Below are 23,489 nucleotides of genomic sequence, written 5' to 3'. Positions count from 1 at the left end.
AATAAACATTTACAGATGTCAACAAAACAGCATAAAATAGACAATTTTGATCCTTCTCAACCAGGATTAGCTGATGCAAGTATTTATGGATTACCTTTTACTGCAGAAGAAAGTGAAATTATTGTAGTTCCTGCACCTTGGGAGGTTACTGTTAGTTATGGAGCTGGTACTTCTGAAGGACCAGAGGCTATTTTAGAAGCTTCTTTTCAAGTAGATTTACATCATCAACAGTATCCTGAGTTATGGAAATTAGGGATATTTATAGATGAGGCACCTGCACATTGGGCAGAGAATAGTGCAAAATATAAAGAAATGGCTCAGCCAATTATTGAGGCATTAGAGAATGGTGAAGATGTTGCAGAAAATCCAGCATTGCAAAAAGATTTAGACGCTATTAATGAAGCGTGTGAGGTATTCCATAAAGAGGTTGAAGAAAGAATCACTTATTGGATGGAAAAAGGTAAAAAAGTTGTGTTATTAGGAGGGGACCACAGTACGCCATTAGGATACTATAAGTCTTTAGCAAAATACCACGATTCTTTTGGAATTTTACATTTTGATGCACACATGGATTTAAGAGATGCTTATGAAGGATTTACTTATTCTCACGCGTCAATTATGTTCAATACTTTAGGACTGTCTCAAGTTGAAAAAATAGTTCAAGTAGGAATTAGAGATTTTTGTGAGCAAGAAGCTGAGGTTGTACATACTTCAAACGGTAGAGTATTAGTTCATACAGATTCGGATTTAAAAACAGATGAGTTTGAAGGAATGTCTTGGAAAGCGAAATGTGACCAAATCATAGATTCATTACCTGCGAAAGTAGCTATTAGTTTTGATATCGACGCGTTGTTACCTTGGTATTGTCCAAATACAGGAACACCAGTTCCAGGAGGATTAACTTTTGAACAAGCTACTTATATGATCACAAGATTATCTGAAACGAATAAGCAGATAATTGGTATGGACTTGGTAGAAGTTGCACCAGGAGAAGATGATTGGGATGGAAACGTAGGAGCAAGATTGTTATTCCATATGTGTGGAGCTTATGCTAAATCACAAGGATTAGCAGTAGGAGAAAAAATAGAATTCAAAAAGTAATTTTGATATAAAGATAAAGAGCCATTTTTTGGCTCTTTATTTTTTTGTTATCATTTGTGGTTGTAGCTTTATGAGCTAAAACAAACAGAATTATAAGTAGTTATTATAGTCAAGATAAATTATGAATACGATAGTTTATTTGGTGTAATAGTTTCAAATAGTATAAATGTGATGAGTAAAGATATTGCAGTTGTAGGTAGTGGATTAGTTGGTGTTGTATTAGCATTAACTTTAAAGAAGAAAGGTTACCAAGTTGTTGTATATGATAAAAGTTGTGATATTAGAACGTTGGACTTTAGAGGAAGATCTATCAATTTAGCTCTTTCAGATAGAGGATGGCGTATTCTTGATAAAATAGGTATTGCAGATCAAGTAAGAGCAATTGGAATACCGATGTATCAAAGAGCAATTCATACAATAGAAGGAGAGGTTAAACACCAACCTTACAGTGTTAAAGGAGATGCTATTTGGGCGATATCAAGAGGAGATTTGAACAAACACCTTATTACGATTGCGGAAGAAGCTGGTGTAGTTTTTAAGTTTGAGACACCGATTTGGGATGTTGATTTAGATAAAGGGCTGTTATTTACAGCTAAAGAAGAAGCATTGCAATGGGAAGCAATCAAACATAATTTGATAATTGGGGCAGATGGAGCTTATTCACGCATTAGAGCAAGAATGCAAAAACAAAGTAGGTTTGAGTATCAACAATCATATTTACATTTGGGATATAAAGAGTTAGTAATTGATGCTACTGAGGTAGGAGAACACAAATTAGCAGCTAATTCTTTTCATATTTGGCCAAGAAAGGACTTTATGTTAATAGCATTGGCAAATGTAGATGGTTCTTTTACTTGTACATTATTTATGCCTTTTGAAGGAGATGTTTCATTTGAGAGCATTAAAACAGAAGAAGATATTCAGGTGTTTTTTGCTAAGTATTTTCCAGAAGTATCCCAACTAATACCTGGTTATATAACACAATACTTAAGAAATCCTGTGAATTCACTTGTAACAATGAAATGTTTTCCTTGGATTCACAAGTCTAAAGTAGCCTTAATTGGTGATGCTGCTCACGCCGTAGTTCCGTTTTATGGACAAGGATTAAATGCAGGATTAGAAGATGTATTTGTTTTAAGTGAAATACTTGACCAATATGATGAGGTAAACTGGAATGAGGTTTTGAGTCGTTATCAAGAGATGAGAAAGCCAAATGGTGATGCAATTGCCGAGTTGTCATATCAAAACTTTAGAGAAATGAGTGAACATACGGCAGATGATACTTTTTTATTGCGTAAGAAGATAGAGAGTAAGTTTGCTTCTCACTACCCAGATTTATGGTTGCCTTTATATGATAGAGTTACATTTAGTACTGATACGTACGTTGCAGCTTTAGAAATGGGAAAACAGCAAGGTTTATGGATGGATATAATAATGAGAGAAGATAATATTGAAGAGAAATGGGATTCTCCAGAGATAATGGAAAAGTTGAAGGAGATCGTTCAATCTGAATAATGTAATAGTAGATGTTAGCTTGTTTATAATATAAAAGAGCTATTATTTTCTATTTATTAGAATGACTAAATAAAAAAAGGCTGTCTACATAGACAGCCTTTTTTTATTATTTTTTACCTTTTGTATTATTAGCAAATATTTTATTTAATATTCCAAAAGCACCACGAATAAAAGTAGCACTTGTTACAACTTTTAAAACACTTTTTGTAATATCATTGTTTTGACTTTTTGGAGCAGCAGTAGTAGTTTTGGAAGTTTTTGTTGGCTTTTGAACCTCTACTTCTTCTGACTGCATTCTTTCTAGCTTAGCAGTTAAGATTTCGTAAGCACTTTCTCTGTCAAAATAATTATTGTATTTTTTCGCTAAAGAAGATTTGTCAATAATAGAATTAATTTCATCGTTAGATAAAATATCCATTCTACTCATAGGTGCTCTCATTGCACAAACAGTAAGTGGAGTAGGAATTCCTTTTTCGTTTAAAGCAGTTACTAAGGCTTCTCCTGTACCTAATTGAGTAATGATCTCACTGGTTTTATAAAATTCAGTTTGCGGAAAGTTTTCTGACGCTGTTTTAATTGCTTTTCTGTCTTTTTCAGTAAAAGCTCTTAAAGCATGTTGAATTTTTAAACCTAATTGTGCTAAAACACCATTTGGAATATCAGTTGGATTTTGTGTGATAAAGTATATACCAATTCCTTTAGAACGAATTAATTTTACTATTGTTTCAATCTGATTAAGTAAAGTTTTGCTTGCTTCATTAAATATTAAGTGAGCTTCATCAATAAAAATAACTAATTCAGGCTGTCCACTATCTCCTTGTTCAGGCATTTGAGAATAAACTTGAGCAAGTAGATTCAACATAAATGTAGAGAAAAGTTTAGGTTTATCTTGAATATCTGTCAAACGTAAAATATTAATATAACCAAGACCTCTTTCATCAACACGCATTAAATCTGAAATATCAAATGACGGTTCACCAAAGAAAAGTTCTCCACCTTGTTGTTCAATTTCGATGATTTTACGAATAATTGCACCTGTTGAAGCTGCTGAAATTCTACCATATTCAGCTTCAATTTCACTTTTTCCTTCGTTAGTTAAGTACTGAAGCGTCTTTTTAAAGTCTTTAATATCTAATAAAGGAAGTTTTTTATCATCACAATATTTGAAAATTAATGAGACAATTCCAGATTGAGTTTCATTCAAATCAAGGATTCTACTAAACAAAATAGGGCCGAATTCTGTAATTGTAGCACGTAATCGCACACCGTTCTGTTCAGAAATAGTCATTAATTCAACAGGGAATCCCTGAGAATTAAAAGGTAAATTCATTTGCTGATGTCTATTCTTAATAAAATCATTTTCGACTCCAGGTTGAGCAATTCCACTAAAGTCACCTTTGATATCCATCATTAAAACTGGTATACCTTTTGAAGATAATTGTTCAGATAAAACCTGTATAGATTTAGTTTTTCCTGTCCCTGTTGCTCCAGCGATAAGGCCGTGTCTATTAATGGTTTTTAAAGGAATTTTAACTAAATGATCACTAAGAATAGCGTCGTCTAATTTGGCACCTCCAATTGTGATATAATCACCTTTAAAAGTGTAGCCATTTTGAAACTGCGATGTGAATTTTTCTGTATTCATTTATTAAACTTAAATGTGAATATTTTCATTTACAAAGCAAAGATAATGATAAGTAAAATTATAAATAGTATAAAATTGAAATGTTAAAAATGAGGGTTCTGTAAAAAATAGTATGGTTTAATTCAATTAGACTTATTATCTTTACCTTTACTTAACATTTCCTTTTATATATGGCTGTTAAATTTCCTTAGTGTTAATTCGTCAAATAAACAATTTAAAAAAAGCATTTTAAATTTTTTTATTTGCTGTAAAAACATAAATTTGCGACTCTCATATGTATTAAAAGAGAAATAAGTAATAAGTAATAATTGAAAAAAAAAGAATTAAATTTTTAAAAAGATGACAAACGAAACAGTTGAGAAAAAAGGATCTAGTTCAGGAGCAAGCAGAGTAATTGCATCACTAGCAGTAGTATTTTGTGTGGTTTTTGGTTACATTATTTGGAAATTTGTAATGGGTAACCCTGCAAACTTCGAAAATGGTGATCCTGAAGGACACCCACTTCCAGGTAACTTCATGGGAATGGTTTATAAAGGAGGAATCGTTGTAGCAGCGTTAATTGGTTTATTAACAATGACAGTGGTTTTCTCAATTGAAAGATTCTTCGTAATCTCTAAAGCTGCAGGAAAAGGAAATGTAAGCAAATTCGTAGAAGATATCCAAGGTACAATCAACGCTGGAAAAATCAACGAAGCAATGGATGCATGTGATGCTCAACAAGGATCAGTAGCTAACGTAGTTAAAGCTGGTTTAGTTAAGTATGAAGAAATGAAAAAAGAAGGTTTCTCAAGTGAAGAAGCTACAGAAGCTATTCAAAAAGAAATCGAAGAAGCTACAACATTAGAAATGCCAATGTTAGAAAGAAATATGATTGTATTAGCAACATTAGTTTCTATTGGTACTTTAGTGGGGTTATTAGGTACAGTAACAGGTATGATTAAAGCGTTCTCTGCTTTAGCAACTTCTGGTACACCTGACTCGGCAGCATTAGCAACAGGTATTTCTGAGGCTTTAGTATGTACTGCTACAGGTATTGGTACTTCTACATTAGCTATTGTTATGTATAACTCATTTACAACTAAAATTGATAGATTAACTTATTCTATTGACGAAGCAGGTTTTGCTATTACTCAATCTTACAGAAGATTCAAAGGTTTAGTAAAATAATTCGAGAATAAGAATATAATATTAATACTGATAACCTGTGTTAGTAAGATAACACAGGTTCAGTTTAAAAATTAACTATCAATGGCTAAAGGTAAAATGAAAAAGAAAAGTATGAGAGTGGATATGACCGCGATGTGTGACGTGTCATTCTTACTTTTAACTTTCTTCGTATTGACTTCTACAGCAAAACTTCCAGAGCCATTACCTGTTGATACTCCAAATTCTACAGTACAAACTAAATTACCGGAGGTAAATTTAGCTACTATTACAGTAGGTGGTGAGAATGGAGCAGAAAAGGTTTTCTTTGGAGTTTTAGGTAAAGAAGATCGTATAGCTACCCTTGAGAAAATGGGTGAGCGTTATGAAATAGAATTTAATGATCAAGAAAAACAGACGTTTTCTTACATAGAGGGTGTTGGAACTCCAATTAAGGATTTGAAAAGTTTCTTGAATCTTCCGCCAGATGTTAGAAATAAAATTAGTGCATCGCAACCTGGAATCCCTACGGATTCAGTAAACAACCAATTAAAGGATTGGGTTCAAACTGCACGTATTGTTGCTAAAGAGAGAAATAACAAAGTACTTGAAGTAGCTATTAAAGCTGATGCTGAAGTACACTACCCTAAGGTAAAAACTGTTATGGATATTTTGCAAGAACAACGTTTGAACAAATTTTATTTGGTAACAGGTCTAAGAAATGAAGATTTTTAATCATTAAAAAAACTGTAAATGGCTGAATTAAATACAGGTGGAGGCGACGGTAAAGGCAAAAAGGTAAGAAGTAAAAAGCAAAATGCAGGTGTTGACTTAACAGCAATGGTGGATTTAGCGTTCTTATTGATTACGTTCTTTATGTTGACAACATCAATGAATAAACCGCAGTCTATGAATCTTGCAATGCCTGACAAGGATAAAGATGAATTGCCAGATGAAGATAGTAAGACTAAAGTCGATGAGAATCGTACTATGACTATCTTGTTAGGTGCGGATAATAAGTTAAAGTGGTATATGGGGATGCCTCACGAGCCACTTGAGGGACCAACAGAATCTACTTATGGTCAAGCAGGAATAAGACAAGTTATTTTAGAGCACAATAAAAAAGCTTTAGCTTATTCTCAAGATCCAGAGAAAGGACTGATTGTTATTATTAGAGCGAGTGAGAGTTCTACTTACCGTAATCTTGTAGATATATTAGATGAAATGGCAATTACGAATACAAAAGCGTATGCTATCGTTGATATCACAGCACAAGATTTAGAGTTCTTAGGAGAAAAATAGTTAACGTCTTATTGAAAAAAAGAAATTATGTCAAAATTAAATATCTTTAAAAAAGATTGGATTGATATTGTATTCGAAGGACGTAACAAATCTTACGGAGCTTATCAATTAAGATCTGAAAATCCAAAAGTTACTACAGTTGCTTTGTTTGCAGGTATGGCAATGTTTGGTTTAGCAATTGCTTCTCCAATGCTTATCGCAATGGCTAAGGGAACTTTCGGTATAAAAGAAAAAAAGGTGATTGATCAAGTAATCGAAGTGGTTGATATTAATTTACCACCACCGATTGAAGAGTTACCACCGCCACCACCAGTGGAAGAAACTCCACCGCCACCGCCACCAGCGGAATCAACTAAGTCGGTGAATGATCAAAAGAAGTTTGTTGAACCTGAGATTGCTAAGAAAGAAGAAGTAAAAGAAGAAATCGCTAAACAAGATGACTTCAAAGATGCTGACCCTGGTACAAAAGATCAAAAAGGAGACAAAGAAAAAGGAGACATTAAAACTGGTGAAAAAACTGGTGAAGCTGACAAAGGAAAAGGTTCTGGAGACGGAGATGGAGACTCAAATGAGGTTTTCGTAGCTGTACAAGTTAGAGCTGAGTACCCAGGAGGTATGGCTGCTTTTAATAAGCAGTTTATTAGTAGATTTAGAACACCAGATATTGATTCTGGAGTTAAGAGAATCCAAGTTATTGTTCAGTTTATTGTGGAGAAAGACGGATCTTTAACAGATATCAAAGTAGCACGTGACCCAGGTTATGGAGCTGGTAAAGAAGCTGTGAGAGTCTTGAAGTCTATGCCTAAATGGAAGCCTGCAATTCAAAACAACAGAACAGTTCGTTCTCAATTTACATTACCAATTACTATCCAAGTACAATAGTATGTTGATAAATAAATTTAAACAGAAATCGCTACTTCAGCGATTTCTGTTCATTTTAGGACTTGCCTTCTTTCTTATTTATTTAGGATTAGGTATAATGTTCTTAGTTTGGAAGGATATGCCAATAGCCTTAGAATACACTAATCGTGTATGGTTTGGGGTATTACTTATCGTATATGGTGTCTTTCGATTTATTCGATTATGGCAACAAGAATAGAGAAAGCTACGTGAAAACGTAGCTTTTTTTGTATATACTATTTCTTATGTAGTTCTTTTAATATCTATAGTGTTTTTTCAATATATAGAATTCGATTATTTAGGAACTTCTATTATTGGATGTTCCTTTAATTTTTTATCTTTAGGGAATAACAATTATAGTAAGTTCATACCTAATGAAAAAAAGAGGTTTTAGATTATTATGCAGTGTTGCATTATTATCTTGTGTTAGCGTAGCTTTTGTACAATGTAAAAAAAAGGTTGATCATGTAACAAAAGAAGAAATAGATTTTAGTACATTAGAAGAAACACCGGTTTCAGGACAGACGAATATTTTAGTTGATGAGTCTATCTTCCCTATTGTTAATGATGTTAACGAGATTTTTATGTATGAGTATGATAGAATCAAGATTAATTTACTTAAACACACTGAACAGGAGATTTTAAATTTATTACTTAATGATTCTATTCGAATTGCTGTTTTGCCACGCGAATTAGATGAAAAAGAATTAGAACTTTTTAAAGGTCGCGTTACTCCAAAAATGACTCATTTTGCTTCTGATGCGATTGTTTTTGTAACCAATAAAACATATAATGACAGTGTTATTGATTACAATAATGTTATTAAAAATTTACAGAGTAAATCTGTCGATGCAGAGGATAAAACAATTTTGGTATTTGATAATATTAATTCAAGTGTATCTTCTGCTTTTAGAAAAGCGGCAAATGTTACTGAGTTTCCAAAAGATTATGCTTATTATTTGAAAGATACCGATGCTGTAATTGAGTATGTAAGTAAAAATAAAAATGCAATAGGCGTTATTGGTTTAAATTGGTTAGTACAACCAACAGTATCTACTGAAAAGTTGTTAGAAGGAATTAAAGTATTAGCTGTAAAGAATTATGAAGATGGAAAATACTATAAAGCAACTCAAAATAATATTGCAGAAGGTACTTATCCTTTAATTAGAAAAGATTACGTGATTGATATTCAAGGAAAATCGGGATTAGGTGTAGGTTTTGCATCTTATATCGCTGGATACAAGGGACAACGTATTGTTTTGAAATCGGGTTTAGTGCCATTTAAAGTACCACCAAGAGAACTTAACGTTCGTAAAGAAATATAGAAATATCTATAAAACAACCATATCATGATTATGAATAAAAAAATGGTCTTGTCATTATTGGCAGCAGGTATAGTTAGTAGCTCTATGACTGCACAAGATTTGGAGACCGCAAAAAAAGCTATACAAGATGAGCAATTGGATAAAGCAAAAGCAATCTTACGTTCATTAGTTATTGATAAACCCAATGATGGTAAAAATTATTATTATTTGGGAGATGTTTTTTTAAAGGAGGAGCAAGCTGATTCTGCACGCTTCTTTTTTGAAAAAGGTATCGCTGTTAAAAGTAAAGGCTTCTTAAATAATATTGGTTTAGGACAATTGGCTTTAGAGGCGAATGATGCTGTCAGAGCAAAAGAATTTTTAAACAAGGCTTTATCAGAAATACGTAAAAAGGATTATGACGAGCAGTTGTTAGTAGCAAATGCTTATTTGTATTCAATGAATAGTCTTCCAAAAGAGGCACAGAAAATTGCCAGTTCTGTAATTGAAAAAGATTATACAATTGCAGAAGCACATAATGTAATGGGAAAAGCATATATGGAGCTGAAAGACTTTAATGAAGCTTTCTCTTCTTTTAGAAATGCAATTTCTTATGATGAAGGTTTACTTGATGCTAAGTTGCAATTGGCAATTATTACTAAACGTGGGCGTGGTTATAAAGAGGCTATTAGAGCGTGTGAAGAGATACTTGCTGTAAATAGTAATTATGCTCCAGCCTTTAGAGAAATTGCTGATAATTATTACCTATTGTCGAGGAGAGACAATGATAATAAGGAAGCTCATATAATTAATGCTAATGAAAATTACAAAAAGTATATTGTCGCTTCAGACAATGCGATTGATGCGCAGATGAAATATGCTGATTTTTTATTGTTGACGGATAATTATAAAGCTTTGGAAGATTTAGCAAAGAATCTTAAAAATGTAAAAGGAGTAAATAATCGTATTCTTCGTTATTTAGGTTACGCATCATATCAAAATGGAAAATATCAGGAGGCAATTGATGCAATGACAAAGTTTTTAGGTATTAGCTCAAAAGCTATTGGTCGTGATTATTTGTATTTAGGATTAAGTCATATTGCTTTATCAAAAGACAGTAAAGAAAATTACGAAATAGGAGTTAAGAATTTAAAAGAAGCTATAAAAGTAGAGCCTGCTATTGCAGGTGAATTTAATGGTTTAGGTGTTGATTTATATAGAAAGTCAATGTATAAACAAGCGATAGATATTCTTAGTATTTCAGCTGAAGTCAAAGATCAACCTAATGTGAGTTATGACAACTACTATACTGCTTATTGCTATTATCAATTGGGTAGTAGTAATGAAGCGCAAGGACAAGAAGATTTATTAAAAGCTGATCAGTATTTTGCCAAAACTATTGTATTGGATCCAAGTATTTCAGAGGCTTACTTCTTTAAAGCAAGAACAAATCGTTATCTAAAGACAGAAACTGCTTCTAAAGGCGTTTTTGAAGCTTACCAAGGATTCATTAAGTCTTTAGAGGATAAACAAGCATTGAATAGCCCAGATTATCAAGATCAAGTAATTGAAGCTTATACATCAATCGCTACGTATTATGCAAATAATGAGGATAACAAAGAAGCAATAGATACATTCAATAAAGTATTATCTCTTGATCCATCAAATGAATTTGCGAAAAACACGATTAAAGCATTACAGTAATCTCAATTACTAAAACTAAAACATATTAAGAACTCATCTTTAATTAGATGAGTTTTTTTATTATAACTAATATTTGTTTTGTTTATCGCTTATCTTTGCACTTTAATGAAAAGTAAAATGTTGAAAGAGGAAAACAATAAAGCATTGAAAGAAGGAAAAGAATTACCATTAATGGAAGAGTTTTATACTATTCAAGGAGAGGGATTCTATTCAGGGCATGCTGCATATTTTATTAGACTTGGTGGATGTGATGTTGGATGTCACTGGTGTGATGTAAAAGAAAGCTGGGATGCAGAACTACATCCATTGACTACAGTGGAAGATATGGTAGCTAAAGCATCTGAAAACGAAGGTAAGCTTGTTATTATTACTGGTGGGGAACCTTTGATGTACAATTTAGATTATCTTACAAGTGAATTGAAGAAAGAAGGTATGCAAACAAATATTGAAACATCAGGGGCTTATGAAATGAGTGGAGATTTTGATTGGATTTGTTTGTCTCCTAAAAAGAATAAATTGCCTACACAAAGTGTTTATGATGCAGCACATGAGTTGAAAGTAGTTATTTATAATAAGCATGATTTCATATTTGCAGAAGAACAAGCTGCAAGAGTAAATGATAATGCTTTGTTATTGTTACAAACGGAGTGGAGTAAGAGAGATGAGATGACACCATTAATTGTAGAATACGTCAAGAAAAATCCAAAGTGGAAAATATCTATGCAAACACATAAATATTTGGATATTCCTTAATTAAGTTTAATTTTACAATTGATAAAAAAATAAATATGAAAAAAATATTACTATCATTTGTTTTAGTATTTGTAGCTCAGTTCTCTTTTGCACAAGAAGTATTTAAAGCTGATACTAAGAAATATATGGAGTTAAGCGGACAGTTAAAAACGTTTGAGTTACTAACCAAAGACTTAGCTAATGACGTAGCAGAGGAAAAGAGAGCTGACTTTAACAAAGAGTTGAAGGGAAGTTTAAATCTTCTATTAGATAAAATGGCTGATATGTATATGACTGAGTTTACTCATGATGATATTAAGAAGTTAATTCAGTTTTATGAATCACCAATTGGAAAAAAACTAAGTGATAAAAATGAAGTTTTATTCGAGAAAGGACAAGAAGTAGGAACTGAATGGGCTATGGGTTTACAAGGTATTTTTATGAAATATCTTGGAGATGATTCAAAAGTTGGAGAATAAATAAAAAAGCGTCTGTATAATTATACAGACGCTTTTTTATTTATCTAATCCTATTTTAGGCTATGTAAGGCTAAGTTTAGCTAAATAGTCACAATTATTACCTTCTTGAAGTAATTCGCAGGTTAAACCATTCGCATTAGCTGCATTTTGTAGTGTATTATAATCTAAGTATAACCAATTGAAAGGTTCTTCAATTTCTCCTTTGTATTCTACAGTAAAAACTAATTCACCATAATAATCTTTATTATCCATTGGAATCCATTTACCACCGTCTTCATCTTCGTCAAACATGTATATTAAATCCGAACTGTCAATCAATATTTGTCCACCAGGATTAAGTAATGACTTAAGATGAGTTAAATATTTAGTAGTATTTATTAGTCTTCCAAAAATACCTGTACCATTCATTAATAGTAAGATTGTATCAAATTTTTCGTCTTTGATATCTAAAATGTTTTTTACTTCTGCATTTTCAATACCTCTTAGTTTACAAGCTTCTATAGAGTTTGCAGAAATATCAATTGCTTTCACATCAAATCCTTTATTAAGTAGGTATATGCTGTGAGCACCAGCACCACAACCAACATCAAGTATTTTACCTCTACATTTTTTTAAAGCTAATTGTTCCAATTTAGGCATTTCGTTAAACGATCTAAAAAGGTATTGAATATCCATTTCTTCTGCTTCAGAAATGTCTGTCTCAGTAATTAATGACTGAGGGTTGTTATTTGTTTGAAAATCTAAAATAGCTTTTCCTAAAAGATCTTTCATTATTTCTTAATTCATTTAAATTTAAAAAGGAGTTATTGTAATTTTGCAGTAAAATAATTTCCATGGATAAAATACTGAAACAACTTCCTAAAGTTGCCAAAGATAAGCATAATGAAAATAAAAAGTATTTCGATAAATTAAAAAAGAAAGCACCTAAAGATTTAGATTATAAGATGCAAGAAATACACGATAGTGTATTTAAGCGTACAGATTGTTTAAGTTGTGCTAATTGTTGTAAAACGACAGGACCGTTGTTTACCAATGCTGATATAGAAAGAATAGCGAAGCATTTAAAAATGAAACCCCAACAATTTATAGATACCTATCTACAGATTGATGAGGATCGCGATTTTGTTTTACAAAGTCTTCCTTGTACTTTTTTAGATGCTGAGAATTATTGTATGATTTATGATGTACGTCCTAAAGCATGTAGAGAATACCCACACACAGATCGTAAAAAATTTAATCAAATAGCTAATCTAACATTAAAAAATGTAGCTATATGTCCAGCTGCATTTGAAGTAGTAGAGGAGATGAAGAAAAAAATAATTTTAAAGTAAAAATTATATAAAGAAGTGTTCTTCTTCTAAAGAAAGGATTTGTTCGTCTGTTAGATCTTCTAATCTATCTACAGCATCTTCAATTCTATCTTTGAAATATTCAACAACTTCTAAAATCATATTCTTTAACTTTTCGAAAAAAGCAACTGCATTGTTTAAATATCCTTTAATTGCTTTAAATAAGTCAAGTATTCTATCAACGAAATCGATTAAGCGATCACTTATGTTCATAATGTAATTTTTAGTTTTTCTCAGTTTGATTTCTTCAAATATAATAAATTATTATAGCAGAGTTTCTTAAAATTACAACAAAGTTTATATGTTATTTTAATTAGCTTAACCAAGCTTTTAATTCAGAAATACAGTTTTTACTGACCAAAATAGTATTATTATCTTCTGGATTAGGAGTAAGGATAACTTCGATCTTTTGACTATTGTGTTTTACGATATGATGTACAGCTTTTCGATTGATAATGTATTTTCTATTAATTTTAAAGAATACTTTGTCATCTAATTTATTGATAATATCTTTAATAGTATCGTCATAAATGTAGCTATTGTTGTCAAAAGTATGAATAAATAAATGCTTGCCCGAAGCAAAGAAATAGGCAATATCAGCAGTTTCAATAGATTTTAATTTATGTCCATTATTTACTAAAAATCTTTTTCTATATTCATTAGTCGTTTGTTCTTCTATTTGGACAAGTGTGTGTAATGTTTGTGTAATTTCAAATTTTTGTGTGATATTTTTGAACTTAATTAAAGCATTTTCAAGTTCCGGTTTTTCAAATGGTTTAAGTATATAGTCAATAGTAAATTGTTTGAAAACTTGAATGGCATAGGAATCAAATGCAGTTACAAAAATTATTGGTGTAGTAATTTCTACTTGTTCGAAAATCTCTAAACTTTTGCCATCACCGAGGTGAATATCCATAAAGATTAGATCGACTGTATTAGTTGTAAAAAAAAGGATTGCCTCCCTTACTGAAGATAGTATTATTATATCTTCAATTGGAATTACAACTTGTTTTAATAATAGTTTTTTTAAATACGTAGATGCTAAGAATTCATCTTCTACAATGGCAATTTTCATTTGTCATTTTTGTTTTTACAAAAGTATAAAATTTATGAATACATATTAAGATATCTCTGTACAAGGACTGTAGAGTTGTTTTAAATGTAGTTTATTAGGTGGATGTTCAGAGCATTCATTGAGTACAATAGGTTTAAATATGATACGAATGATTGGATATATTATGATAGTTATAAGCAAAAAAAAAGGAAGCGTTACGCTTCCTTTTTTCCTTGTTGTTTAAAGTATTCTTAGAGAATTCAAACTATAAGTTTGGATTATTTTCTCTTGCCTTTTTAGGGAAAGGCAATGTATATCTTACGTCGTTTTCAATTAGTTTATATACGTGAGTACCTAATTTATGGTTAATTTCTTTTTGATCAAGGCGTCTTAGGTCAAACCATCTACGTCCTTCAAAAGCAAATTCTTTAAAGCTTTCATCTAAGATTGCATTCATCATCGCTTTTTGATCTAAACCATTTAGAGAAGCTATTACTTTACTCGCTGCTTCTGGTTTATATCTATTGTTAATGATTGTTTTAAGAGCATCAGTAGCTTCTCCTAATCGATTTAAGTGAGTTAATGCCTCTGCTTTCATCATATATAAATCAGATGTACGGAAAGACACCTTTTGGTTGTCTTTACCTGTTTTTACAGGAACATAAAAGTCTCCAGATTTTTCAAAAGATACAGCAAATCTTAAATCGTTCTCTTTATCAAATGCATTTAATAGATCTTGTGATACATAAGTCAACGATTGTAAAGTTGATTGTAAAGCAGTTTCTAAAGCTAAGATTGACTCTACAGATTTAAAATCTGCAACAGAAATATCTTTAGTTGTATTTAAGTTTTGTAATTCACTTTTATACGTCATCGCTTTATCAATGCTTACAAGTGCAGCCTCATACTCTTGTTGATATAAGTTTGCTCTTGCTTCTAAAGCATAAATAGCAGCTTGTGTAAAACGGTAGTTTTTACCAGCGTCATAGAAAGTAACTTTCAAATGCTTTTTAGCCATATCAATATCACTGTGAACTTGAGCATAAACTTCAGTCATTGTTGACTTTGGTTTTCTGTTTTCAATATCAATTTTGTTTTGCAATACGATAGCTAAATCAGTTGAAGCAGTTGCAGGGTTATATGGCTTAGCATACAGGTTTGTTAAGTCAAAATAAGCCATTGCTCTAATAGCATAAGCCTCTCCTAACAATTGCTCTTTTTCATCCCCAGTCTCCATTGTATTAACACCTTCATTAATCGTCTGGTTAGCATAGAAGATTGTTTTGTAAAATTGGTCATATCCAAATTCCAAGGTTTGTTTGTCAGGATTAGCATCTTGAAAGGTATAAACATCTTTAACACCTAAGAAGCCAAAGTTTTCTCCATTTGCTTCTATGAAAATTTCATCTGTACGAAAGTTAGTTAAAGATTTATGTTTAGGATAACCTTGATAAGCAGAAGTTAATACTTTTCGAAAATCTTCCACTGTTTTAGGGATAATCTTTCCTTGAGGTTCAATGTCAAGAAATTTTTCACAACTTATAGTGGTTACTCCTAAGAGTAAACCACTAAGTAATACTAATATTTTTTTCATTTTAGTCTTTGTTAGAAAGTTACATTAAGTCCTAACGTGATTGATTTTTGAATAGGTTGAGCGTAGATATTACCATACGTTTCAGGATCAAAATAACCATCGTAATCAGTTCCAATAACAAATAAGTTACGACCTTCTAATGTAAATCTTACATTGTCTAATCTTAATCTATTTAAAACATCTTTAGGTAATGTATAACCTAAACGAATACTACTAACACGCAAATAGCTAATATCTTTTTTCCAAATATCTAAGTATCTATATGAGTTTCCAGCATCCCCACCAGTAAACCATTTCGCCATCATCCAATTGTCATTACTTAAGTTATTGAAAGGGTCTCCATAGTCATCTCCAATGATTCCAGGTAATGTAGCATTTGGATTATCTGGAGTCCAAGTATTCAATAAATCTGTAGTATAATTTCTTCCAGGGTCAACCATTCCAGGGTTATACGAAGGTGATTTTAAAACTGTTTGCTTGATGTTAAATGCAGTAGATACTGTAATATCAAAGTTTTTAATTTTAAAAGTATTGATTAAACCTCCTGTAAACTTAGGATCTTTATCTCCTGCATAAGAATATAAGTTTCTGTATTCTTCATCAGTTAATTCAGAAATTACTCCAGAACCAGGATAGATGTCAGGCATTTGATCTTTTAACTTGAAGAATTCAGTACCCGAAACTTTTGCCCCATCTTTCCAAAATAAGATATTACCATTTTCGTCAAGACCAGCAGTTTTGATTACGAATACTGCATTAACAGGTCTTCCTTCACGATCAGGTGTTCTTTGTGTATCCGATGTTTGAATTTTGTCAATGTTACTCTTGTTGTGAGAAAAATTGAATGTAGTAGTCCAACTAAATCCAGGATTTGAGATATTTCTTGTTGTCAAAGAAATTTCATAACCTTTATTTGTTATTTGAGCCCAGTTCATATTAGTAAATTCAAAACCTGTTTCAAGAGGTAATGCTCTTAATCCAATTAAGTCAGTACTTTTTCTATTATAAGCGTCAAATCCTAAAGAAATTCTGTTATTGAATAATCCTAAGTCAAATCCGTAGTTTGTATTCGTTGTTTTTTCCCATCTCAAGGTTCCGTTAGGAGCATTTGTTACTTGGATAGTGTTTTCTGGATTACCTGGTAATATAGTTGATGTTTGGTATTCTCCAATTACAAAAGGAGAAGTTGTTCTATCAATATTTCCTTGTAAACCATAAGAAGCACGTAAACGCAAATTGCTGATGAAATCAACATTTTCCATAAACTTCTCATTCGTTACATTCCAAGAACCTGAAATAGCCCATAATGGTACATATTTATATTTAGGGTCAACACCAAATAAGTTAGAACCATCATATCTAACACTTCCAAAAACAGTATATTTTCTATTAAAAGTATAGGCAGCTGTAGCAAAGAATGATGCATAGGCATTTTCATCTTCTGCTCTTTTATAAGTTTCGTATAGTTTATCAGTAGTGTCAGTACTTCCTTCAGGAAAAACAATAGGTTTTGTTGTTAATGAATTTGAATCATAACCAAACCCTTTAGACTTGATAGTCGTACGGTCGGTTTTACGAATTTCCATACCAGCCATTACATCTATTTCGTGCATATCATTAAAGATAGCATTATAAGTAGCTTGTGTTTTCCAGTTGTATTGGAAGTATTTATCAGTAAAGTTTTCAATAATTCCTCCTTCAGGTAAGAAATAATATGGTTTTCCTCCTTTGAAGTAACGAGTACCTTCACGGAATTTTCGTGTAGAGTATGTTTCTTTTCCTAAGTACTTTTCAGTGTCATTATTCTCTAATTGCAAGCCTAATTGAGAAGTCAATTTTAAATCTTCTAACACTTGGTACTCTAAGTCAAATACAGCTTTTAATGATTTATTTTCTAATTCATAGCTTGTATTGTTTCTTTCTTCCATAAAGTTAAAAGGAACATATCTTCCACTATATCCTGATATATCTTTGTCATACATATAGCTACCATCTTCGTTATATGGTGCTAAATAAGGATTCGCATTTCTTGAATAAGTAGACGGATTAATACTTGAATCAGCATCAGTAACAAAGCTTTTCTTTTTAGATTGAGCTCCAAATAATGCTACACCAACTCTTAATTTATCACTAACTTGAAAGTTGTCTTTTAACGTGATGTTGTAACGTTCAAATCCTGTTCCAATAGTTGTTCCTTCTTCATTGAAATAACCTAATGAGAAGTAGTAATCAGATAAATCAGAACCACCGGAAATACTTAAACCGTATTGTTGGTTAAAAGTAGGACGGTATAATAATTTACCCCAATCAGTATCAGTGTTTTTTAAATTGTTAATTGCAGATTGTGCTTCATAGCTTAAAGCGTCAAAACCACCATTTCTGTAGGCATCTAATTGGTTCGTGCCATTTAGAATACGCATTACTTCACCTTGGTTAGAACGTGTATTATAGATGTCACTTCTACCAGCTAACATTAATTCGAAGTCTACTTTTTCAGATGAATTCATTAGATTCAACTTATTAAAGTTAGGTCTTTCGTTGATGAAAGTATTAGCCGTAAAGTTTACTTTCATAGACCCTTTTTTCCCTTTTTTAGTGGTAACTAAGATTACACCATTAGCAGCTCTTGCACCATAAATAGCTGTTGCAGAAGCATCTTTAAGAATAGTGATATCTAAGATATCATCAGGGTTTAGACCTGCGATAGAGTAGTTTTGTAATTCAGCAATACTTCCTTTATCGTTTAGATCAGGTAAGTCGTTACCTTCTAAAGGCATACCGTCAATAACCCATAAAGGATCTTGAGGTCCGTTTAGAGATGCAGTACCACGAATTCTTATTTTAGCAGGTCCACCAGGAGCTCCAGTTTGAGGAGTTACAGCAACCCCTGCAATTTGTCCAGCTAACATTTGATCAACGCTTGCAACACCAGCTTGCTCAATATCAGCCATGCTTACTTGTGCTACAGACGAGGTAAGTTTTCTTTTTTCAATCGTTTGGTAACCTGTGATAACAACCTCGTTTAAGATGTTGTCATCGGCACCTAACGTTACAACATAGTGCTCTTTCGATGTTAAATTGATTAATTTAGATTCATAACCAATAAAACTAACTCGAATTGCTTTTGTATCTGTTGGTACTTGAAATGAGAAGTTCCCATCAAAGTCCGTCATAGTACCGATACTTGTACTTTCAATTATACCATCGTGTCCTGTTGCATTAGAAACAGTTTGTGTTTCTACAATCACAGAAGCACCAGGTAACCCAAGTTTGTCCACGCTATCTTGAACAAAACCTGTAATCACTCTTTTCTCTTGTGCAAAGACAAAAGAAATAGTTAGTAGTGAAAAAAGGAGGAAAAATTTCTTCATAGTTCCTTTTAAAAAATTGTAGGGTTAGTGTATTACTGAAGATTTAAAGCCTCGTCAATACGATTGATTATATCAAAGTAGTGAGCTTTTGTAGCTTTATCTCCTGTATTCTTCTTTTTAGATAATTGCTTTTTGATTTTGATTAACTCAGCTTTTTTATAAGAAGTAACTTCAGATACTCTTTTCATAACTGTGTAGTTAATGTTTCTCAATTCTTTATCTCCTTCAAGGTGATTACACAATGTTGGAAATTGTAAAGATGTGTTAGCAACTAATCCTTTTTTATTCGTTTTCTCAAATAACTTGTTTACATCAATGATCAACGCATCAACATAGTTCTTTTGAGTCATACGGTCGAAAATTGAAAGGGCTTTACCTTTATTTGTTTTTGCAAAAATCTCATTATTAAGCATTGTAAACAAGTCATTAATAGTAAAATTCTTTTCAGTTTTCATTTCCGCTTCTAATACTTCATTTTCTAATAGACGCAATAAGCGTTCGTCCATCAAAGTATAGTATATAGTAGTGTATTGTAATTCTCTTGCTAATGAGTAAGGAGAATATTCAAATGGACCTACAGGAGAGTCTTTTAAACTATATGTTTTTTCAACAACATCATTAAAGAATAACCAATTTGGAATTTCTAATGCGTGTTTAGCCAAGTATTCAACAGCTCTTTTTTGTGTATCGTAAGGTACAGGTGCGTATGCTTTTTTGTTGTTTCCGTATACAGCATGGTCTAAATAAACCCCTCCGATATTTGAAAGTACATGTTGGTTATACATTTGCCACTGTCCAACAGCGCCCATGTATAATTTACCAGCTTCATAATAATCCTCTCCCTCGTCGTAAGTCCAAGGAATAATATTTTTAACTACTATTTTTAAGTTTTCAAGTCCGTATTCACTTGCTTTCATAGCATCATCACCTAAGTCTTCAGATTGAGAACGTGGGTCAACGATGTTTAAGAAACTTTGTTGCTCTCCATAGAAGTACATAGGATCATTTTGATGGTCCTCGATCATCTTGCGAAGTGCTTTTTTCTCTGTTTCTTGGTCAGGGTACCAACGATATCCCCATTCTATAGCATATTTGTCATATAACCCGATTTGAGGAGTAATTGCAGTAACTCCGTCTTGTGGTTGTGCAACGTAGTTATAACGTGCATAGTCCATAATAGAAGGAGCAGTTCCTCCCATTTTATCAGTAAACTCTTTAGAACGCAATGAATCAACAGGGAAGGCGAAAGAAGCCCCCATATTGTGTTTTAAACCAAAAGTATGCCCAACTTCGTGAGACGAAACAAAGCGAATAGCTTCACCCATATGTTCATCTGTAAATTTGTTAGCTCTTGCTTTTGGATCAATAGGTCCTGTTTGAATTCTCATCCAACTATGAACAGATGTCATTACATTGTGCCACCAAATAATATCAGCCTCAAGGATTTCACCACTTCTTGGATCCATTACTGAAGGGCCCATAGCATTTGCTTTCGGTGATGCAGCATACGTAATAACAGAATAACGAACGTCATCAATATCGAAATCTAAGTCGTCTTCAGTTGGTTCTTTTGCAATAATGGCATTTTTAAAACCAGCTTTTTCAAAAGCTACTTGCCAATCGTGAACACCTGCTATAATTTTTTGTCTCCATTGTGGTGGAGTAGCTGGGTCAATATAGTATACAATTGGTTTTTTAGGCTCTACTAATTCGCCGCGAAGGTATTTTTCAATATCCTCTTCTTTTGGCTCCATACGCCATTTAGTAATAAATTCTCGTTGCTCCATTTTGTGTTGAGCATCACTAAAGAACCAGTTTTTTTCTGTAAAAAAACCAACTCTTTTATCAGCGATACGAGGTTGCATAGGCTCTTTTGCAAGCAATACAATATTACTTGTCACACCTAATGAAACGGGCATATCTCCAGTTCCTTCATTTACACTTGTAGTCATTAATGACTTCACAACGATGTTTTCAGGAAATGTTTTTACACCTTCTATAAAGGATAAGTTTGTTTTAATAGATGTTGGAAGTCCTAATCCAGTTAATACGTCATTAAAACTTTTTTGACTTCCGTCAAATACTTTATTTACTTTAATAACTGTTGAAGTAGAATCAGGGTTTTGTGCTTCAATATCAAATACCTCAAGTACAGATTGAATGAAGTTGTTTTTAACTGATTCTGTTATAGCGTCTTTTTCTGGGGACGTTACGCGTGTTGTTTCTGTCTTAACCCATACTTTATTTGCTAATGTATCTTTGTGGAATGTAATTAATTTATTTTCATAATTCATTCCTTTATTTGCTCCTGCATCATTAACTTCTAAAGGAACTTGGGATAATTTATTTACAATTAAGAATTGGCGGTTTAATAAGCTATCTGGAATTTCAAAATACACATCCGTTTTTACTTGAATTGTATTGAACATTCCCTTCTTATAAGTTCCTTTCTTTAGTAAATCAGCATAGTTGTTTTTTTTACTATCTGTTGAATCCTTTTCTTTGGTAACTTCTTTTTCAGCTTTTGGTGTTGCTTTCTTTTTTGGAGCCAAGGCATAAGTTGCCTGTGATAGCCCACAAGAAAGTAGTAATGCACTGATAGTTAGTTTTACCGCGTTTTTATTCATTCCTATTTAAAGTTATAGTTAAATTACGCTAAAGCTACTCACCTTAATTTTAAGCATAAAATTTTAAAGAGTGAATGGATTGAAAAATGGAGTGAATGGTTGTTTTTTAAATTAGAATAAAGGTAAGATACACACAAAAGTATCTCCTTCTTGTCTTGCTATAAAATCAGTTTTATTGTAATATTTATAAATTGATTGTAAGTATTTTAAACCAAATAACTCTCCTTGTTGATGAGACTTTTTAGGATTGTAATTGTTAGTTACAATAATATAATCTCGTTCAATAATGACTTGAATTAGTAGCGGATTTTCAGTTGTTGCAATATTGTGTTTTAGTGCATTTTCAACTGTAATTTGCAATGCTAAATAAGGGATTTTTTTATCTGTATGATTGCCATTCTTATTAACTAATTCAAAGTGTAATTCTTTTGAAAATCTAATCTGTTGTAGTGTAATATATTTTTGAATAAAGGTTATTTCGTCATTCAAATCAACGATATTATCTTCGGGAGGGGTAATTAGGTAACGATATGTTTTGCTCAGATTTAATGTGAATTTTTGTGCAGTATCTGGATTAATATCAATGAGCATATAAAGTGAGTTTAATGAGTTAAACAAGAAATGCGGATTGATTTGATTTTTTAGTTGTTGTAACTGCATTAACGCTTTCTCTTTATTTACTTTTTCGTTTTCTATTGCTAATTCTTTTTTCTCTAAGTGCGCACGTTTGTTAGCTTGGCTAAAAAAATAAAAAAGTACTACAATTAAAGAAACAGTTGTAATAAAGATAAGTATAGTATTTCTTTGAATAGGTTTTACATTGTCGTCTACATTAAACTTTGGAAAATTAACTGTGATATACCCTTTGAAGTTCTTAGAGTTAAAAGGGCTTATAAAGCGAAATACTTCTAAATTTAAGTATTCAGACAGTACTACAGGAGGTTCTTTTGCTTTAAAGGAGCTAATAGTATCTTGTGGTTTTAGACTTGATAACTCAAATACATTTTTTCCTATTATACTTATCTCAGGATGATAAATACACAATCCTTCTTTGGTGAATATATATGCATAATTAGGAGTTGAAACATCTATTGTAGTCAAATATTTATGAAAACTTTCCATATCTAAAGTAATCCCATAGATTAATTTATTGCCATCTTCTAAAGAGCGACTATTGTAAATCAGCCAATAGTAATGGTTGTCTTTAACAACAAAATTGTTTACTACCGAGGAGGTTGGATTAGCTAAGATTGTCTTCACAAAAGTGTGGTCATTGTGAAATTGTCTATTGGCACCAAGATAATAATCAATAACTTGGTTTTGTTCGTTAATAACCAAAAACCAATTCAAGCGAATTATATTTCCGTTGTTATAAACTTTTGACAAAACATCAAATTTCATCTTTAGGTCTTGAATAGAGCTTGTTTCAGTAATTTCACCTAAGGATAAGAGATGTTCATCTAAATTCTGAAACTCCATTTCAAGAGCACCTAATTTTTGATAAAAGTTTTTTTGTGTAATATATTTATAGGTTTCTTGATTACTGTTATTGATAGACGAACTCAAGAAGTAAATAGAAATCATTGTTATAGCTAAAATAGCTGTTCCAATTGCAATAAAGGCTTTTCGAGAAATGTATCTGTTGTTAGGTGTTTTCAAAAGGGGACTT

The 23,489-nt window shown here is 32.0% G+C and carries 20 protein-coding genes; 12 read left to right on the top strand and 8 right to left on the bottom strand.

What is annotated here, in order from left to right; translation table 11 throughout:
- The first annotated feature begins 15 nt into the window (after positions 1–15).
- The gene (locus AABL81_RS08825; protein ID WP_158210201.1) at positions 16–1,101 is read left to right on the top strand and encodes an agmatinase family protein; all 1,086 of its coding nucleotides are present in this window, start codon (positions 16–18) and stop codon (positions 1,099–1,101) included.
- A gap of 171 nt (positions 1,102–1,272) precedes the next feature.
- Positions 1,273–2,616, top strand: a complete 1,344-nt coding sequence (locus AABL81_RS08820; protein ID WP_341340839.1) for an FAD-dependent oxidoreductase — start codon at positions 1,273–1,275, stop codon at positions 2,614–2,616.
- A gap of 106 nt (positions 2,617–2,722) precedes the next feature.
- Here the strand turns inward: AABL81_RS08820 and AABL81_RS08815 are convergent, their stop codons facing one another.
- Complete coding sequence (locus tag AABL81_RS08815; protein WP_341340838.1) at positions 2,723–4,261, bottom strand: helicase HerA-like domain-containing protein; 1,539 nt, start codon at positions 4,259–4,261, stop codon at positions 2,723–2,725.
- Between the two features lie 339 nt (positions 4,262–4,600).
- Here AABL81_RS08815 and AABL81_RS08810 point away from each other — a divergent pair, with 339 nt between their 5' ends.
- The 9 genes from AABL81_RS08810 (at position 4,601) to AABL81_RS08770 (ending at position 11,825) form a co-directional block, all read left to right on the top strand.
- On the top strand, positions 4,601–5,428 hold the full coding sequence (locus tag AABL81_RS08810) for a MotA/TolQ/ExbB proton channel family protein (RefSeq protein ID WP_090408996.1): 828 nt from the start codon (positions 4,601–4,603) through the stop codon (positions 5,426–5,428).
- 81 nt (positions 5,429–5,509) lie between these two features.
- Positions 5,510–6,139 (top strand): ExbD/TolR family protein, encoded by a 630-nt coding sequence (locus AABL81_RS08805; RefSeq protein ID WP_090408998.1) that lies wholly within the window; start codon positions 5,510–5,512, stop codon positions 6,137–6,139.
- 18 nt (positions 6,140–6,157) lie between these two features.
- Positions 6,158–6,706 carry an ExbD/TolR family protein gene (locus AABL81_RS08800; protein WP_090409001.1) on the top strand — a complete coding sequence of 183 codons (549 nt, stop codon included), beginning with the start codon at positions 6,158–6,160 and terminating at the stop codon, positions 6,704–6,706.
- A gap of 27 nt (positions 6,707–6,733) precedes the next feature.
- Positions 6,734–7,588 carry an energy transducer TonB gene (locus AABL81_RS08795; protein WP_158210204.1) on the top strand — a complete coding sequence of 285 codons (855 nt, stop codon included), beginning with the start codon at positions 6,734–6,736 and terminating at the stop codon, positions 7,586–7,588.
- A 1-nt stretch (position 7,589) separates the two neighbouring features.
- Positions 7,590–7,805 carry a hypothetical protein gene (locus AABL81_RS08790; protein ID WP_158210205.1) on the top strand — a complete coding sequence of 72 codons (216 nt, stop codon included), beginning with the start codon at positions 7,590–7,592 and terminating at the stop codon, positions 7,803–7,805.
- 175 nt (positions 7,806–7,980) lie between these two features.
- Entirely contained in the window at positions 7,981–8,931 is a 951-nt protein-coding gene (locus AABL81_RS08785) for a PstS family phosphate ABC transporter substrate-binding protein (protein WP_341340837.1), read from the top strand.
- Positions 8,932–8,961: 30 nt separating this feature from the next.
- Entirely contained in the window at positions 8,962–10,614 is a 1,653-nt protein-coding gene (locus AABL81_RS08780) for a tetratricopeptide repeat protein (RefSeq protein WP_158211343.1), read from the top strand.
- A 117-nt stretch (positions 10,615–10,731) separates the two neighbouring features.
- The gene (locus AABL81_RS08775; protein WP_158211344.1) at positions 10,732–11,367 is read left to right on the top strand and encodes a 7-carboxy-7-deazaguanine synthase QueE; all 636 of its coding nucleotides are present in this window, start codon (positions 10,732–10,734) and stop codon (positions 11,365–11,367) included.
- A gap of 35 nt (positions 11,368–11,402) precedes the next feature.
- Positions 11,403–11,825 carry a DUF2059 domain-containing protein gene (locus AABL81_RS08770; protein WP_341340836.1) on the top strand — a complete coding sequence of 141 codons (423 nt, stop codon included), beginning with the start codon at positions 11,403–11,405 and terminating at the stop codon, positions 11,823–11,825.
- 60 nt (positions 11,826–11,885) lie between these two features.
- Here the strand turns inward: AABL81_RS08770 and AABL81_RS08765 are convergent, their stop codons facing one another.
- A complete protein-coding gene (locus AABL81_RS08765) occupies positions 11,886–12,596 on the bottom strand; it encodes a class I SAM-dependent methyltransferase (protein ID WP_341340835.1) in 711 nt (236 codons plus the stop codon).
- Between the two features lie 62 nt (positions 12,597–12,658).
- Between AABL81_RS08765 and AABL81_RS08760 the strand changes: the two genes are divergently transcribed.
- The gene (locus tag AABL81_RS08760; protein WP_158210209.1) at positions 12,659–13,156 is read left to right on the top strand and encodes a YkgJ family cysteine cluster protein; all 498 of its coding nucleotides are present in this window, start codon (positions 12,659–12,661) and stop codon (positions 13,154–13,156) included.
- Positions 13,157–13,159: 3 nt separating this feature from the next.
- Here the strand turns inward: AABL81_RS08760 and AABL81_RS08755 are convergent, their stop codons facing one another.
- The 6 genes from AABL81_RS08755 to AABL81_RS08730 form a co-directional block, all read right to left on the bottom strand.
- Positions 13,160–13,387, bottom strand: a complete 228-nt coding sequence (locus tag AABL81_RS08755) for a hypothetical protein (protein ID WP_090409024.1) — start codon at positions 13,385–13,387, stop codon at positions 13,160–13,162.
- Between the two features lie 100 nt (positions 13,388–13,487).
- Entirely contained in the window at positions 13,488–14,249 is a 762-nt protein-coding gene (locus AABL81_RS08750) for a LytR/AlgR family response regulator transcription factor (RefSeq protein ID WP_158210210.1), read from the bottom strand.
- Positions 14,250–14,493: 244 nt separating this feature from the next.
- A complete protein-coding gene (locus tag AABL81_RS08745; RefSeq protein ID WP_341340834.1) occupies positions 14,494–15,822 on the bottom strand; it encodes a RagB/SusD family nutrient uptake outer membrane protein in 1,329 nt (442 codons plus the stop codon).
- An 11-nt stretch (positions 15,823–15,833) separates the two neighbouring features.
- Positions 15,834–19,193 carry a SusC/RagA family TonB-linked outer membrane protein gene (locus AABL81_RS08740; protein ID WP_341340833.1) on the bottom strand — a complete coding sequence of 1,120 codons (3,360 nt, stop codon included), beginning with the start codon at positions 19,191–19,193 and terminating at the stop codon, positions 15,834–15,836.
- Between the two features lie 32 nt (positions 19,194–19,225).
- Positions 19,226–21,820 (bottom strand): zinc-dependent metalloprotease, encoded by a 2,595-nt coding sequence (locus AABL81_RS08735; RefSeq protein WP_158210213.1) that lies wholly within the window; start codon positions 21,818–21,820, stop codon positions 19,226–19,228.
- 111 nt (positions 21,821–21,931) lie between these two features.
- Positions 21,932–23,479: a histidine kinase gene (locus tag AABL81_RS08730; RefSeq protein WP_233269242.1), complete on the bottom strand. Its 1,548-nt coding sequence runs from the start codon at positions 23,477–23,479 to the stop codon at positions 21,932–21,934.
- Positions 23,480–23,489 lie beyond the last annotated feature (10 nt).

This window comes from Myroides sp. C1519 (genome assembly GCF_038039755.1).
Classification (GTDB): Bacteria; Bacteroidota; Bacteroidia; order Flavobacteriales; family Flavobacteriaceae; genus Flavobacterium; species Flavobacterium phaeum_A.
The sequence above is the reverse complement of the archived record's forward strand: the minus strand, read 5'-3'. Positions and strand labels throughout refer to the sequence as shown.

Excerpts from the sequence above, each read along its gene's own strand:
- AABL81_RS08825 (WP_158210201.1), top strand. The coding sequence starts at position 16 with ATGTCAACAAAACAGCATAAAATAGACAATTTTGATCCTTCTCAACCA.
- AABL81_RS08820 (WP_341340839.1), top strand. The coding sequence starts at position 1,273 with ATGAGTAAAGATATTGCAGTTGTAGGTAGTGGATTAGTTGGTGTTGTA.
- AABL81_RS08815 (WP_341340838.1), bottom strand. The coding sequence starts at position 4,261 with ATGAATACAGAAAAATTCACATCGCAGTTTCAAAATGGCTACACTTTT.
- AABL81_RS08810 (WP_090408996.1), top strand. The coding sequence starts at position 4,601 with ATGACAAACGAAACAGTTGAGAAAAAAGGATCTAGTTCAGGAGCAAGC.
- AABL81_RS08805 (WP_090408998.1), top strand. The coding sequence starts at position 5,510 with ATGGCTAAAGGTAAAATGAAAAAGAAAAGTATGAGAGTGGATATGACC.
- AABL81_RS08800 (WP_090409001.1), top strand. The coding sequence starts at position 6,158 with ATGGCTGAATTAAATACAGGTGGAGGCGACGGTAAAGGCAAAAAGGTA.
- AABL81_RS08795 (WP_158210204.1), top strand. The coding sequence starts at position 6,734 with ATGTCAAAATTAAATATCTTTAAAAAAGATTGGATTGATATTGTATTC.
- AABL81_RS08790 (WP_158210205.1), top strand. The coding sequence starts at position 7,590 with ATGTTGATAAATAAATTTAAACAGAAATCGCTACTTCAGCGATTTCTG.
- AABL81_RS08785 (WP_341340837.1), top strand. The coding sequence starts at position 7,981 with ATGAAAAAAAGAGGTTTTAGATTATTATGCAGTGTTGCATTATTATCT.
- AABL81_RS08780 (WP_158211343.1), top strand. The coding sequence starts at position 8,962 with ATGAATAAAAAAATGGTCTTGTCATTATTGGCAGCAGGTATAGTTAGT.
- AABL81_RS08775 (WP_158211344.1), top strand. The coding sequence starts at position 10,732 with ATGTTGAAAGAGGAAAACAATAAAGCATTGAAAGAAGGAAAAGAATTA.
- AABL81_RS08770 (WP_341340836.1), top strand. The coding sequence starts at position 11,403 with ATGAAAAAAATATTACTATCATTTGTTTTAGTATTTGTAGCTCAGTTC.
- AABL81_RS08765 (WP_341340835.1), bottom strand. The coding sequence starts at position 12,596 with ATGAAAGATCTTTTAGGAAAAGCTATTTTAGATTTTCAAACAAATAAC.
- AABL81_RS08760 (WP_158210209.1), top strand. The coding sequence starts at position 12,659 with ATGGATAAAATACTGAAACAACTTCCTAAAGTTGCCAAAGATAAGCAT.
- AABL81_RS08755 (WP_090409024.1), bottom strand. The coding sequence starts at position 13,387 with ATGAACATAAGTGATCGCTTAATCGATTTCGTTGATAGAATACTTGAC.
- AABL81_RS08750 (WP_158210210.1), bottom strand. The coding sequence starts at position 14,249 with ATGAAAATTGCCATTGTAGAAGATGAATTCTTAGCATCTACGTATTTA.
- AABL81_RS08745 (WP_341340834.1), bottom strand. The coding sequence starts at position 15,822 with ATGAAAAAAATATTAGTATTACTTAGTGGTTTACTCTTAGGAGTAACC.
- AABL81_RS08740 (WP_341340833.1), bottom strand. The coding sequence starts at position 19,193 with ATGAAGAAATTTTTCCTCCTTTTTTCACTACTAACTATTTCTTTTGTC.
- AABL81_RS08735 (WP_158210213.1), bottom strand. The coding sequence starts at position 21,820 with ATGAATAAAAACGCGGTAAAACTAACTATCAGTGCATTACTACTTTCT.